12 protein-coding genes are annotated in these 12,617 nt (G+C 71.6%); 5 read left to right on the top strand and 7 right to left on the bottom strand.

The genetic code is table 11. The features are described 5' to 3' along the window. Positions 1-20: 20 nt before the first annotated feature. A complete protein-coding gene (gene mfd / locus ACVFI9_RS14135) occupies positions 21-3,710 on the bottom strand; it encodes a transcription-repair coupling factor (RefSeq protein ID WP_474762847.1) in 3,690 nt (1,229 codons plus the stop codon). A gap of 77 nt (positions 3,711-3,787) precedes the next feature. Here mfd and ACVFI9_RS14140 point away from each other — a divergent pair, with 77 nt between their 5' ends. Next, positions 3,788-4,516 (top strand): RNase H family protein, encoded by a 729-nt coding sequence (locus ACVFI9_RS14140; protein ID WP_474762848.1) that lies wholly within the window; start codon positions 3,788-3,790, stop codon positions 4,514-4,516. A 45-nt stretch (positions 4,517-4,561) separates the two neighbouring features. On the opposite strand, the gene pth is transcribed toward ACVFI9_RS14140, so the two are convergent. The 3 genes from pth to ACVFI9_RS14155 form a co-directional block, all read right to left on the bottom strand. Further along, complete coding sequence (gene pth, locus ACVFI9_RS14145) at positions 4,562-5,188, bottom strand: aminoacyl-tRNA hydrolase (RefSeq protein ID WP_474762849.1); 627 nt, start codon at positions 5,186-5,188, stop codon at positions 4,562-4,564. Positions 5,189-5,317: 129 nt separating this feature from the next. Then, positions 5,318-5,962 carry a 50S ribosomal protein L25/general stress protein Ctc gene (locus ACVFI9_RS14150; protein WP_474762850.1) on the bottom strand — a complete coding sequence of 215 codons (645 nt, stop codon included), beginning with the start codon at positions 5,960-5,962 and terminating at the stop codon, positions 5,318-5,320. A 191-nt stretch (positions 5,963-6,153) separates the two neighbouring features. Next, positions 6,154-6,681, bottom strand: a complete 528-nt coding sequence (locus ACVFI9_RS14155; protein WP_474762851.1) for a gluconokinase — start codon at positions 6,679-6,681, stop codon at positions 6,154-6,156. A 178-nt stretch (positions 6,682-6,859) separates the two neighbouring features. Here ACVFI9_RS14155 and gndA point away from each other — a divergent pair, with 178 nt between their 5' ends. The 4 genes from gndA to ACVFI9_RS14175 are packed head-to-tail and all read left to right on the top strand — an operon-like array spanning position 6,860 to position 9,391. Continuing rightward, positions 6,860-8,269 (top strand): NADP-dependent phosphogluconate dehydrogenase, encoded by a 1,410-nt coding sequence (gene gndA / locus ACVFI9_RS14160; RefSeq protein ID WP_474766272.1) that lies wholly within the window; start codon positions 6,860-6,862, stop codon positions 8,267-8,269. Between the two features lie 54 nt (positions 8,270-8,323). Further along, positions 8,324-8,677, top strand: coding sequence for a YidH family protein (locus ACVFI9_RS14165; RefSeq protein WP_474762852.1), 354 nt, complete (start codon positions 8,324-8,326; stop codon positions 8,675-8,677). Positions 8,678-8,681: 4 nt separating this feature from the next. Then, positions 8,682-9,032: a DUF202 domain-containing protein gene (locus ACVFI9_RS14170; protein ID WP_474762853.1), complete on the top strand. Its 351-nt coding sequence runs from the start codon at positions 8,682-8,684 to the stop codon at positions 9,030-9,032. After that, positions 9,029-9,391: a hypothetical protein gene (locus ACVFI9_RS14175; protein ID WP_474762854.1), complete on the top strand. Its 363-nt coding sequence runs from the start codon at positions 9,029-9,031 to the stop codon at positions 9,389-9,391. Before ACVFI9_RS14170 ends, ACVFI9_RS14175 begins: the two co-directional genes overlap by 4 nt. A 9-nt stretch (positions 9,392-9,400) precedes the next feature. Here ACVFI9_RS14175 and ACVFI9_RS14180 read toward each other — a convergent pair whose 3' ends face one another. Genes ACVFI9_RS14180 through ACVFI9_RS14190 form a run of 3 tightly spaced genes read right to left on the bottom strand, consistent with a single transcriptional unit; the run spans position 9,401 to position 12,586 of the window. Then, positions 9,401-9,889: a hypothetical protein gene (locus ACVFI9_RS14180; protein ID WP_474762855.1), complete on the bottom strand. Its 489-nt coding sequence runs from the start codon at positions 9,887-9,889 to the stop codon at positions 9,401-9,403. A 13-nt stretch (positions 9,890-9,902) separates the two neighbouring features. After that, on the bottom strand, positions 9,903-11,603 hold the full coding sequence (locus ACVFI9_RS14185) for a long-chain-fatty-acid--CoA ligase (RefSeq protein ID WP_474762856.1): 1,701 nt from the start codon (positions 11,601-11,603) through the stop codon (positions 9,903-9,905). 5 nt (positions 11,604-11,608) lie between these two features. Then, positions 11,609-12,586, bottom strand: a complete 978-nt coding sequence (locus tag ACVFI9_RS14190) for a ribose-phosphate diphosphokinase (protein ID WP_474762857.1) — start codon at positions 12,584-12,586, stop codon at positions 11,609-11,611. Between the last annotated feature and the right edge of the window lie 31 nt (positions 12,587-12,617).

Below are 12,617 nucleotides of genomic sequence, written 5' to 3' on the forward strand. Positions count from 1 at the left end.
GCCACGCCGCGGTTCAGCGGTCACGCGGTGACGGATGCCTCGGCCGCCGCCTCCTCGACGGGGAAGATCGCCGTGATGAGCTTCGACACCCACTCGATGAGCTCGGCGTCGCCGGGAAGCTCGCCGCCCGGCGTCGGGAACGGCACGAGGATGACGTCGTTCTGCGCGAAGTGCTTCGCGCCCTGGTAGAGACGCTCGAGCCGCACACGACGCGAGTCGGGGATGCGCGCGGGTGCGATGCGCAGCTTCGAACCCGTCGCGATGACATCCGAGAGGCCCGCGAGCTGCGCCACGCGACGGAGCCGCGAGATCGCGATGAGGTGCTTCACAGGCTCGGGCGGCATGCCGTAGCGGTCGACGAGCTCGTCGAGCACCGCGTCGATCTGGCCTTCCTTCGCCGCCGGGCCGCTGGCCGCCGAGAGCTTCTGGTATGCCTCGAGCCGGAGCCGCTCGGAGTCGACGTAGTCCTCGGGGATGTGCGCGTCGACGGGGAGCTCGAGCCGTAGCTCGGTCTGGCCCTCGGCGACGTCGCCGCGGAACGCCGACACGGCCTCGCCGATCATGCGCAGGTAGAGATCGAAGCCGACGCCGGCGATGTGCCCGGCCTGCTCGGCGCCCAGGAGGTTGCCGGCGCCCCTGATCTCGAGGTCCTTCAAGGCGACCTGCATGCCGCTGCCGAGCTCGTTGTTCGCGGCGATGGTCGAGAGGCGGTCGTGCGCGGTCTCGGAGAGCGGCTTCTGCGGGTCCCAGAGGAAGTACGCGTACGCCCGCTCGCGCCCGCGTCCGACGCGGCCGCGCAGCTGATGCAGCTGCGAGAGGCCGTACTTGTCGGCTCGGTCGATGATGATCGTGTTCGCGTTCGAGATGTCGAGGCCCGTCTCGATGATCGTCGTCGACACGAGCACGTCGAACCTGCGCTCCCAGAAGTCGACCACGATCTGCTCGAGCACGTGCTCGTTGAGCTGCCCGTGCGCCACGGCGATGCGCGCCTCGGGCACGAGCTCGGCGAGCTGCGCGGCGGCCCGGTTGATCGACGACACCCGGTTGTGCACGAAGAACACCTGTCCCTCGCGGAGCATCTCGCGGCGGATGGCGGCCGCGACCTGCTGCTCCGAGTACGGCCCCACGAACGTGAGGATCGGATGACGGTCCTCGGGCGGCGTCGCGAGCGTCGACATCTCGCGGATGCCGGTGACCGCCATCTCGAGCGTGCGGGGAATCGGCGTCGCGCTCATCGCGAGGATGTCGACGTTGGTCTTCAGCTTCTTCAGCGCATCCTTGTGCTCGACGCCGAACCGCTGCTCCTCGTCGATGATGAGGAGTCCGACGTCCTTGAACTTCACCTGCTCGGTGAGGATGCGATGCGTGCCGATCACCATGTCGACGGTGCCGTCGGCGAGGCCCGCGACCGTCTCGCGCACCTCCTTGTCGGTCTGGAAGCGCGACAGTGCCCGCACATGCACGGGGAACCCGGCGAACCGCTCGGTGAAGGTCTCGAGGTGCTGCTTCACGAGCAGCGTCGTCGGCACGAGCATGGCGACCTGCTTGCCGTCTTGAATGGCCTTGAACGCCGCCCGCACCGCGACCTCGGTCTTGCCGAAGCCCACGTCACCGGCCAGCAGCCGGTCCATCGGAATGGGTCGCTCCATGTCGGCCTTGACCTCGTCGATGGTCTGCAGCTGGTCGGGCGTCTCGGTGAACGGGAACGCCTCCTCGAGCTCGTGCTGCCACGGCGTGTCGGGCCCGAACGCGTGGCCCTTCGCCGCCATGCGCGCGGAGTACAGCTTCACGAGCTCGACGGCGATCTCGCGTACGGCCTTGCGAGCGCGACCCTTGGCCTGGGCCCAGTCGCTGCCGCCCATCTTCGAGAGTGACGGCGCCTCGCCGCCGACGTACCGACTCAGCAGGTCGAGCTGGTCGGTCGGGACGAAGAGCCGGTCGCCCGGCTGGCCGCGCTTCGACGGGGCGTACTCGAGCACGAGGTACTCGCGCACCGCGGTCGGCGCCTGCTGGATGCCCGCGGTGCGGCTGGGGCCGGTGGGGCGGCTGCCGGTGGCGACCTCGCGTTGCACCATCTCGACGAATCGCCCGATGCCGTGCGTCTGGTGCACGACGTGGTCGCCCGCCTTGAGCTGCAACGGGTCGACGACGTTGCGGCGGCGGGTGGCGAGCTTCTTGTTCTGGCGTGCGTCGTACCCGGCCGCTCGGCCGTAGAACTCCGACTCCGCGATGAGCCCGAGCTTCACCTCGGGCACCTCGAAGCCCTGCGCGGCATCGGCCTGCACGAGGTAGGCGACGCCTGGCTCGAGGCCGGCGGGCACGGAATCGACGATGCGGGCGGCGAGGCCCGCCTCGGCGAGCACGTCGCGCGCCCGCTCGACCAGGCCGTGACCGGCGGATGCCACGACCAGCGACCATCCGTCGCGCAGGCGCTCGGCGGCGTGATCCACTGCCCCGGCGACATTGCCCGCGAAGCTCGGCATCGCCGCAGCGGCAACGCGCACGTACTCGGATGCGGCCGCCGCGGTTCCGTCCGCCGCGGCGTCGGGTGCGGACGCCGCCACCACTGCGGCGGCATCCCCGAGGTCGAAGCTCGAGAACGTCCACCAGACGCGCTTCGGATCGGGTTCGCCCGGCGCACTGAACAGGGTCGACTGGCGGAGTTCACGCATGGTGACGAAGTCGCCGGCCGCCAGGTCGATGGGCGCTTCGGCCCCGGCCGTCGCGGCCGTCCACGCCGCGGCGAGGAACTCGCGGTTGGTCTCGGAGAGATTCACGGCACGCCCGGCGACCCGCTCGGGCTGGAGCACGGCGACGGCGGCCCCTTGCGGCAGGTAGTGCGTCACGGGCACGAGGCGGTCGAGCAGCGCGGGCGCGAGCGACTCCATGCCCTCGACCGGAATGCCCTCGGCGAGCTTCTCGAGGAGGGTCGACAGGCTCGGGAACTCGTGCAGCATCTCGCGCGCCCGCTGCCGCACGGCCGGGGTGAGCAGCAGTTCGCGGCTCGGCGCGAGCGCGACGCGCTCGACGACGTCGGGCAGCGAACGCTGATCGGCCACCGAGAACGCCCGCAGCTCCTCGACCTCGTCACCGAAGAACTCGACACGCACCGGGTGGTCGGCGGTCGGCGGGAACACGTCGAGGATGCCGCCGCGCACCGCGAACTCGCCGCGGCGGGCCACCATGTCGACGCGCACGTAGGCGAGGTCGACGAGCTTCGCCGCGATCTGCGCGAGGTCGTACCCGCGGCCGCCCGCCACGAGCTCGATGGGTGCGAGCCCGGCGAGGTTGTCGGCGAGCGGTTGCAGCGCCGCACGCACCGAGGACACGATGATGAGCGGATGCCGCTCCCCCGCGTTCGACCACTCGTGCATGCGCCGAAGGGCATACAGGCGCCGCCCGACCGTCTCGGCCGAGGGACTGAGCCGCTCGTGCGGCAGCGTCTCCCATGCTGGGAACTCGAGGATCTCGGCGTCGTCGAAGTACGGTGCCAGCGCGGATCGCACCGACTCGCCCTCACGGCTCGTCGCGGTGACGACGAACAGGGCGGGCGGGAGCCCCGCCTCGGCCCGGCGCTGCAGCAGCCCGGCGAGCAGGGGCGCGTCGATGCCCGCGGGAGCCGAGAAGTCGGCGTTCCGCAGGGCCTCGGCGAGCGCGTCGTCGATCGTGGAGGCGCGCGAAAGCGCCGTGTTCAAGCCCTGCAGGATCACCGTACGAGTCTACGCGCGCCCTCCGACGCCACCGCTTCGGCCGGTACCATGAGGGCGCCCCATTCGAGAGGACCCGCATGATCATCGCCGCCGCCGACGGTTCCGCGCTCGGCAATCCCGGCCCGGCCGGCTGGGCCTGGTACGTCGACGACTCCTGCTGGGCGGCCGGCGGGTGGCCGCGCGGCACGAACAACCAGGGCGAGCTCACGGCGGTGCTCGAGCTCTTCCGTGCCACCGCGCACCTCGACGAGGAACTGCTCGTGCAGTGCGACAGCCAGTACGTGATCAACGCGCTCACGAAGTGGATGCCGAACTGGAAGCGCAAGGGCTGGCGCAAGGCCGACGGCTCCCCCGTGCTGAACCTCGAGCTCATGCAGGCGCTCGACGAGGCGCTCCAGGGGCGCCGCTATCGCTTCGAGTGGGTGCGCGGCCACGCGGGGCACCCCATGAACGAGGCGGCCGACGAGCGAGCGCGCGCCGTCGCGACCGCGTACCAGCGGGGCGGCAACGTCCCGGCAGGGCCGGGCTGGAGCGGCGCCTGCGAGCCGGCCGTCGACGCCCTGGTCTCGCCATCGCCCGCGGCATCGGTCGAGGCCGTCCTCGAGCCGGGCGCGGCGGGTGGCGCCCCGGGTGGCGCGGCGGTGGGCGCGCTCGCCGAAGAGCCGACGCTCTTCGCCTTCGCCGACGATGATGCGCAGTGGCACACGCTGACGCTCGAGCTCACGACCGAGGAGCTCGACCGGCTCGTGCAGCGCGCCCGCGCCGAGGGCCTTCCTCCAGAGGAGTTCCTGCGCGGCCTGATCTGACCGGGTCGCCGGTCGCACGCCGGCTCAGGCCGGCTCGGCGCCGGCTCAGGCCGGCGAGTGGAACTTCTGCTGCGCGGCGACGAGGCCGTGCGACACGATCTCCTCGACGGCGTCGGCGGCATCCGACAGCAGGTTCGGCAGCGCCTGACGCTCGGTGCCCGAGAAGTCCTTGAGGACGAAGTCGGCCGCGTCCTGGCGCCCCGGCGGGCGGCCGATGCCGACCCGCACGCGCGTGAACGCGGCATTGTCGGTGGCCTTCGCGACATCGCGGATGCCGTTGTGCCCGCCATGACCGCCGCCCTGCTTGAGGCGCACGGTGTCGAACGGGATGTCGAGTTCGTCGTGGACGATGATGAGCCGGTCGGCGGGCAGCGAGTAGTACTTCAGCAGCGCCGAGACCGGGCCGCCCGAGGTGTTCATGTAGCTGTTCGGCTTCGCGATGACGAGCTTCGGCCCGCCAGGGCCGAGGAACCCCTCGGCCACCCGCGACGGCGTCTTGTGCGTCTTGAAGGTCGCGCCGAGCCGTTCGGCGAGTCGGTCGGCCACCATCTGGCCGACGTTGTGCCGGTTGCCGGCGTACTGGGCGCCGGGATTGCCGAGCCCGACCACGAGCCACGTGTTCTCGGCCACGGTGTCGTCCTTCCGGCGGCGCAGGAGATCGAGGAGGCCCATGCCGGCTCCCTTCGACGGACTGCGGATCGTGCAGTGATGCGGTACGGGGAATGCGAGGGGCCCGCGGCCCGCCTCCGAGCGTACTCGGACGCGAGCCGCAGGCCCGGTGCGGGGTGCCGCGGCTGACGGCTACTCGGCCTGCTCGGCCTCGGCTGCGCCTTCCTCGGCGCCCTCGGCGGCTTCACCCTCGGCCTCGGCGGCCTCGGCCTCCGCGGCCTCCTCGCCGAGGTCGACCTTCTGCGGCACGTGCACGTTCACGACGAGGGTCTCCTCGTCGCTGACGAGGGTTGCGCCGGCGGGCAGCTCGACGTCCTTGGCGTGGATCTGGGTGCCCTCCTCGAGGCCCTCGACCGAGAGCACGATGCTCTCGGGGATGTGCGTCGCCTCGACCTCGAGCAGGAGGGTCTTGGCGTCGAGGTCGGCGATGGTGTCGCCGAACGGCTCGCCCTCGACGTGCACGGGGACCTCGACCTGGACCTTCTCGCCGCGACGGACGACGATCAGGTCGAGGTGCTCGATGACCTGATGCACCGGGTCCTTCTGCACGTCCTTCACGAGCGCGAGCTGGCTCTTGCCGGCGATCTGCAGGTCGAGCACCGCGTTCGCCTTGCGGAGGAGCAGGGCGATCTGGTGTCCGGGCAGCGTGAGGTGCTGCGGGTCGGTGCCGTGCCCGTAGAGCACGGCGGGGATCTTGCCGGTGGCGCGGATCTTGCGCGCCGCGCCCTTGCCGAACGTGTCGCGCGGGGCCGCTTCGACCTTGTTGTCTTCGTCCATGGTGGTTCTCCTTGCGGGCTCACTCGGCCCAGATCGTGTGTCTGTGTCGTTTCGACTCGACGCGCGCACATCTCGTGCGCAGTGCGTGAGGAACAGCCGTGAAGCCTGGATCCACCGCGTCGATCACGGATGTCGCGAGCGGCCACGGGGCCGGCTGCGAGACATCCCTCGCCGAAGTACAGTCGCCCAGTTTAGCGGATGTCGCCGAGCGCCGTGACCGCAGCCGAGACGACCTCGTCGACCGGGCCCGAGTTGTCGACCCGGACTCCCGGTTCGCCGCCCGCCAGCGGCTCCAGCGCGCCCAGCTGCGAATCGAGCAGCGTCGCGGGCATGAAGTGGCCCGGGCGTCGACCGACCCGCTCGCCGAGCTCGTCGCGCGGGACGACGAGCTCGACGAAGACGGCGTCGGGGCACGCCGTGCGGATCGCGTCGCGGTACGTGCGGCGAAGCGCCGAGCAGGCGATCACGCGGCCGCCGTCGGCCTCGGCGAGCGCGGCGCCGACGAGATCCAGCCAGGGTTCGCGGTCGGCGTCCACCAGCGCGATGCCGGCACGCATCTTCTCGACGTTGGCCACGGGGTGGAGATCGTCCCCGTCGACGAAGTCGAGCCGCGGGAACCGCTGCGAGAGCCGCTCGGCGAGGGCTGCGCCGATGACCGACTTGCCGGCACCGCTCGGGCCCATCACGACGATGCGGGGCGGAGCGTCGGTTGCGGTCATGACCTGCAGGCTAGCCCACCGGGAGCGGCCGTCCTGCGCCACCGCGTCCCTCACCGCAACGGGAGGCAACGGTGAGCCGCGCTCACAGTACGCTGGGGGGCGACCCCCAGAACTCACGAGGAGAGCTTTCGTGCCTGAAAACGGAACTGCAAACATCGGCGTCGTCGGACTCGCGGTCATGGGGTCGAACCTCGCCCGCAACCTCGCGAGTCGCGACGGCAACACGGTGGCCGTGTTCAACCGCTCCCCCGAGCGCACGCAGACCCTCGTGTCCGAGCACCCCGAGGCCGGATTCGTGCCGTCCGAGGCCTACGACGAGTTCGTCGCGTCGCTCGCCAAGCCCCGCACCGCGATCATCATGGTGCAGGCAGGCAAGGGCACCGACGCGGTGATCTCCGAGCTCGTGGAGCGCTTCGAGCCCGGCGACATCATCGTCGACGGCGGCAACGCGAACTTCCACGACACGATCCGCCGCGAGGCCGAGATCAAGCCCACCGGCATCCACTTCGTGGGCATGGGCGTCTCGGGCGGCGAGGAGGGCGCGCTCAACGGCCCGTCGCTGATGCCCGGTGGCACGGCCGAGTCGTACGAGACGCTCGGTCCCATCCTGCGGACGATCGCGGCGATCGCGCCCGACGGCGAGCCGTGCGTGACCCACGTCGGCACCGACGGCGCCGGCCACTTCGTGAAGATGGTGCACAACGGCATCGAGTACGCCGACATGCAGCTCATCGCCGAGGCCTACGACCTCATCCGCCAGGGCACCGGCAAGAGCCCGGCCGAGATCGCCGACGTCTTCGCCGAGTGGAACACCGGCGAGCTCGAGAGCTACCTCATCGAGATCACCGCCGAGGTGCTGCGCCAGACGGATGCCGCCACCGGGCAGCCGCTCGTCGACGTCATCCTCGACGAGGCGGGCGCCAAGGGCACCGGCGCCTGGACCGTGCAGAACGCGCTCGACCTCGGCGTCCCGACCTCGGGCATCGCGGAGGCGGTCTTCGCCCGGAGCCTCTCCTCGAAGCGGGCCCAGCGCCAGGCCTCCGCCGACCTGCCCGGCCCGGCGGGCGGCTGGACGGTCGACGACCCCGACACGTTCATCGAGGACGTGCGCCGGGCGCTCTACGCCTCGAAGATCATCGCCTACTCGCAGGGCTTCGACGAGATCGTCGCCGGCGCCGAGCAGTTCGGCTGGGACGTGCACAAGGGCGACATCGCGAAGATCTGGCGGGCCGGATGCATCATCCGCGCGCGCTTCCTCAACCGCATCGCCGAGGCGTACGCCGAAGACCCCGGCCTCGTGGCCCTCGTCGTCGCCCCGTACTTCCGCGACGCCGTCGCGGGGGCGCAGGAGAGCTGGCGCCGCATCGTCGCGATCGCCGCCCAGGCCGGCATCCCGACGCCCGCGTTCTCGTCGTCGCTCGCGTACTACGACGGCCTGCGCGCCGACCGCCTGCCTGCCGCGCTCATCCAGGGCCAGCGCGACTACTTCGGCGCGCACACCTACCGTCGTGTCGACCGCGAGGGCGTCTTCCACACGCTCTGGTCGGGCGACCGCAGTGAGATCGAGACGTCGCCCTCGTCGCACTGAGGCGTGAGCGGGAGCGGGCGCGAGCAGACGAGGCCGACGGGGAGGAGCGTGCGGATGCCGGAACCGGCGTGGCGGAGCGAGGGCACCGAGCCCGACTACCGCTTCACCCTCGCGAATGAGCGCACCTTCCTCGCGTGGATCCGCACGGCTCTCGCGCTGCTGGCCGGCGGCGTGCTGCTGCACCAGTTCGCGACGGAACTCGGTCCCCGTCCTGCCGTCACCGCACTGTCGGTCGGGCTGGCCGTCGTCGCCGCCGTGCTGAGCCTGGTCTCGTACACGAGGTGGCGCGGCAACGAGATCGCCATCCGGCAGGGGCGGCCGTTGCCGTTCAGCTGGGTGCTGCCGACCCTCGCGGGCGTCTGCCTGCTGACCAGCGCGGTGCTCGCGGTGCTGCTGCTCGTCACATGACCGGATGGGGCGGGTCGTGCGGCCGCATGTGATCCCCGCGACGGGCGATCCGGGACTCCAGCCCGAACGCACGGCCCTCGCGTGGACGCGCACGGCGCTCGCGATCGCGGTGAACGCCGCACTGTCGATGCGCGGGGGCCTGGTGACCGGCACGCCATGGCTCGTGGCGGTCGGGGTGCTGCTGCTCGCGGCATCCGCTGCGGCCGTCGTGATCGGCACCGTGCGCCGCCGCCAGCTGTCGGGCGCGCGACTCGTGATCACGCCGCCGCGCGGCGCCATCGTGGGCGTGGCGGCGGCGACGATCGCCGCGAGCGTCGGCGGCCTCGCCTCGGTGCTGGTGGGAGCCACGGCATGAGCGACCGATTCCGGGAACTCGACGACGAGCCGGGCGACGAGGGTCCGGTCTATGGCGAGCGCCGACGCCGGGCGCTCCGCATCACCGTGCTCGTCGCGCTCGGCGCGATGCTGCTGCCGCTCCTGCTCTCGTTGTACGGGGTGGCCCATTCGGCGGCGCAGCGAGCCTGCGCGGTGTCCGTGAACGCCTACGACGCGGATGCCGCGGGCGCACGAGTCTCGTTCGACCTGTTCGGTCCGGCCGGTCCCGGCTGGCAGTGCTTCGCCGTCGGCACGAACGGGAGCGAGACGCTCATCGCCGAGCTCGGGCTCCTGCCCGGGACACCGCGCTTCGTCGGCGACGACGAGCGCGACGCCTGAACCGCGCGGTCAGCCCGCGTCGGACGGCGGCGCCTCGTCGGGGAACACGCGCTTGTACGTGCGCCCGTCGGGCAGTCGCACGGTCTCGGCGCGCAGGAGCCCGCGGGTGACGCGCTGGTAGATCGCCTGCGGTGTCACCCCGAGGCGCTTCGCGGCCTCGGAGACCGACAACCCGGGCAGATCGGTCGCCGCGGTCGACGGGCGGTCGCGCTTGCGCTTGCGGCTCGCGTCCTGGCGGCTCGCGATGGCCTCGTCGTCGCCCGCCCAGCGGTACTTCGCCGCCGACGGGCTGAGGCCCGCGGCATCCGCCACCTCGTCCCACGTGGCGCCCGCCGCGATCGCCTCGCGTACGGCGCGCAGCGCGGCCGGGTCGGCTTCGAGGGCGACCACGAGGGAGCGGATGCCGCGGAGCCGCTCGAGCGGCGGGGCATCCGGACCGGCCTCGAGCGCGGCGAGGCCCTCGAGCGCCCGCGCGGCGTCGGCCGAGAGGAACGACACGGCGAGCCCCGGATCAGCCCGCGAGGAGGTTGTTGCGCACCTGGCGGCGCAGCACCTTGCCGATGAGCGAGCGGGGCAGGTCGTCGGCCTGCACGATGCGCCTGGGCACCTTGTAGGCCGTGAGCTCGCCGCGGGCGAAGTCGCGGATGGCGGCCTCGTCGAGCGTCGCGCCCTCGCGCAGGACGACGACCGCGACGACCTCCTCGCCCGATCGTTCGTCGGGCATGCCGACCACGGCGCAATCCTCGACGTCGGGGTGGCGGCGCACCGCCTCCTCGACCTCGCTCGGAGCGACGTTGAAGCCGCCCGTGATGATGAGCTCCTTGATGCGGTCGACCACGCGCACGAAGCCGTCGTCGTCGATCGCGACGATGTCGCCCGTGCGGAACCACGGCGCCCCGCCGTCGGGGTCGTCGACGAAGACCGCCTCGGTCTCCTCGGGCTTGCGCCAGTATCCCGAGAACACCTGGGGACCGCGCACGACGAGCTCGCCCTCGGCACCGTGCTCGCGGTCGACGGTGGGCTCGTCGGGGTCCACGACGCGAGCCTCGGTCGAGGGCAGCGGCAGGCCGACCGTGCCGGCCTTGCGGTTGGATGCCACCGGGTTCGCCATGAGCACGGGCGAGCACTCCGACAGCCCGTAGCCCTCGACGAGGTAGCCGCCGGTGGCGGCCTCCCACGGCTCGACCACGTCGGCCGAGAGCGGCATGGCTCCCGAGATGGCGATCTCGATGCCCTGCAGCGAGACTCCCTCGGCGGCCGCCGACTTCGTGAGCCGGTCGTAGATCGGCGGCACGGCCGGCAGGAACGTCGGCGGATGCTGCTTCACGGCCTTCAGCACGAGGTCGGGATCGAACTTCGGGAAGAGCACGAGCCGCGAGCCCATGCTCATCGCGAAGGTGAGGCACAGCGTGAGCCCGTAGGCGTGGAACATCGGCAGCACCGCGTAGACGACCGAGGTGCCGCGCTCGACCTGCGGCACCCAGGCGCGCGCCTGCGCCGCGTTCACGCCGAGGTTGGCGTGCGTGAGCACGGCGCCCTTCGGGCTGCCCGTGGTGCCGCTCGTGTACTGGATGACGGCGACGTCATCGGGGCCGGGGGCGACGATGTGCGCGTCGATCGGGTCGGATGCCACGAGCCGCTGCCACGGCATGGTGCCCCGCACCTTCGTGGTGAGCGCCGCTCGCGACTCGCGTGCCTTCGCGACCGGCAGTCGCAGCATGGCGCGCATGAGGGCCGGCATGGCACGGGTGAGGTCGACCGACACGACGTGCCGCACGGCGATGTCGGCGGGGAACGCCTGGATCGACTCGACCACCTTGTCCCACGCGATCACGACGCGTGCGCCGTGGTCCTCGAACTGGTGCCGCAGCTCGCGCGGGGTGTAGAGCGGGTTGTGCTCGACGACGATGGCGCCGAGGCGCAGCACCGCATAGAAGGCCACAACATGCTGCGGGCAGTTCGGCAGCACGATGGCGACCGGGTCGCCCTTCTGCACGCCGAGGAGGCGCAGGCCCTCGGCGGCGCGGTCGATCTGCGCGCCGAGCTCGGCATACGTCGTGGTGGCGCCGAAGAACTCGAGCGCGACGTTCTGCCCGTACTGCTCCACCGAGCCTCGAACGAGGTCGTACAGGGAGCCCTGCTGCGGCTCGATGTCGTGCGGCACGCCCTCGGCGTAGCTCGAGAGCCAGGGACGGGGCGTCGTGATGGCCATGGCCGTCAGGCCGCGCCCTCGAACATGCTCGTGACCGAGCCGTCTTCGAAGACCTCGCGGATGGCCCGGGCCAGGAGTGGGGCGATGGGGAGCACCGTGAGGCGATCCCAGCGCTTCTCCTCGGGCACGGGCAGCGTGTCGGTGACCACGACCCGGTCGATCGACGGGTCCTGCAGGATGTCGACCGCCGGGGTCGAGAAGACCGCGTGGGTCGCCGCCACGACGACGCCGATGGCGCCGTTGGCCTTGAGCGCCTCTGCGGCCTTCACGATGGTGCGGCCGGTGTCGATGAGGTCGTCGACCAGGAGGCAGACCCGGCCCTCGACGGTGCCGACGATCTCGTGCACCGAGACCTGGTTCGGCACCAGCGGGTCGCGACGCTTGTGGATGATCGCGAGCGGCGCGCCGAGCTTGTCGCTCCAGATGTCGGCGACGCGCACCCGGCCCATGTCGGGCGACACGACCGTGAGGGTCTGCGGGTCGAGGAGCTGGCGGAAGTGCTCGAGCAGCACGGGCATCGCGAACAGGTGGTCGACGGGTCCGTCGAAGAAGCCCTGGATCTGCGCGGCGTGCAGGTCGATCGACATGATGCGGTCGGCGCCGGCCGCCTTGTAGAGGTCGGCGACCAGACGCGCCGAGATCGGCTCGCGACCGCGGCCCTTCTTGTCCTGACGGGCGTACGGGTAGAACGGCGAGACCACGGTGATGCGCTTGGCCGAAGCACGTTTCAGCGCGTCGACCATGATGAGCTGCTCCATGAGCCACTCGTTGATGGGGGCGGCGTGCGACTGGATGACGAACGCATCGGTGCCGCGCACGCTCTCGTCGAATCGTGCGTAGAGCTCACCGTTCGCGAACGTGCGCGCGTCGGTGGGCATCAGCTCGGTGCCGAGTTCCACCGCGATCTGCTCGGCGAGCGCGGGGTGCGCCCGCCCGCTCACCAGCACGAGGCGCTTCGATCCGGTGGTCTCGATTCCAGCCATGTGGCCTGTCCTCTCCACCAGCCTCGACCGG

It is taken from the genome of Agromyces sp. NSFZ, from assembly GCF_056156205.1.

Coding starts and splice junctions, on each gene's coding strand:
- ACVFI9_RS14150 (WP_474762850.1), bottom strand. CDS start 5,962: ATGGACGAAGACAACAAGGTCGAAGCGGCCCCGCGCGACACGTTCGGC.
- ACVFI9_RS14190 (WP_474762857.1), bottom strand. CDS start 12,586: ATGGCTGGAATCGAGACCACCGGATCGAAGCGCCTCGTGCTGGTGAGC.
- gndA (WP_474766272.1), top strand. CDS start 6,860: ATGGGGTCGAACCTCGCCCGCAACCTCGCGAGTCGCGACGGCAACACG.
- ACVFI9_RS14155 (WP_474762851.1), bottom strand. CDS start 6,681: ATGACCGCAACCGACGCTCCGCCCCGCATCGTCGTGATGGGCCCGAGC.
- ACVFI9_RS14175 (WP_474762854.1), top strand. CDS start 9,029: ATGAGCGACCGATTCCGGGAACTCGACGACGAGCCGGGCGACGAGGGT.
- ACVFI9_RS14140 (WP_474762848.1), top strand. CDS start 3,788: ATGATCATCGCCGCCGCCGACGGTTCCGCGCTCGGCAATCCCGGCCCG.
- ACVFI9_RS14185 (WP_474762856.1), bottom strand. CDS start 11,603: ATGGCCATCACGACGCCCCGTCCCTGGCTCTCGAGCTACGCCGAGGGC.
- ACVFI9_RS14170 (WP_474762853.1), top strand. CDS start 8,682: ATGGGGCGGGTCGTGCGGCCGCATGTGATCCCCGCGACGGGCGATCCG.
- ACVFI9_RS14165 (WP_474762852.1), top strand. CDS start 8,324: ATGCCGGAACCGGCGTGGCGGAGCGAGGGCACCGAGCCCGACTACCGC.
- pth (WP_474762849.1), bottom strand. CDS start 5,188: ATGGGCCTCCTCGATCTCCTGCGCCGCCGGAAGGACGACACCGTGGCC.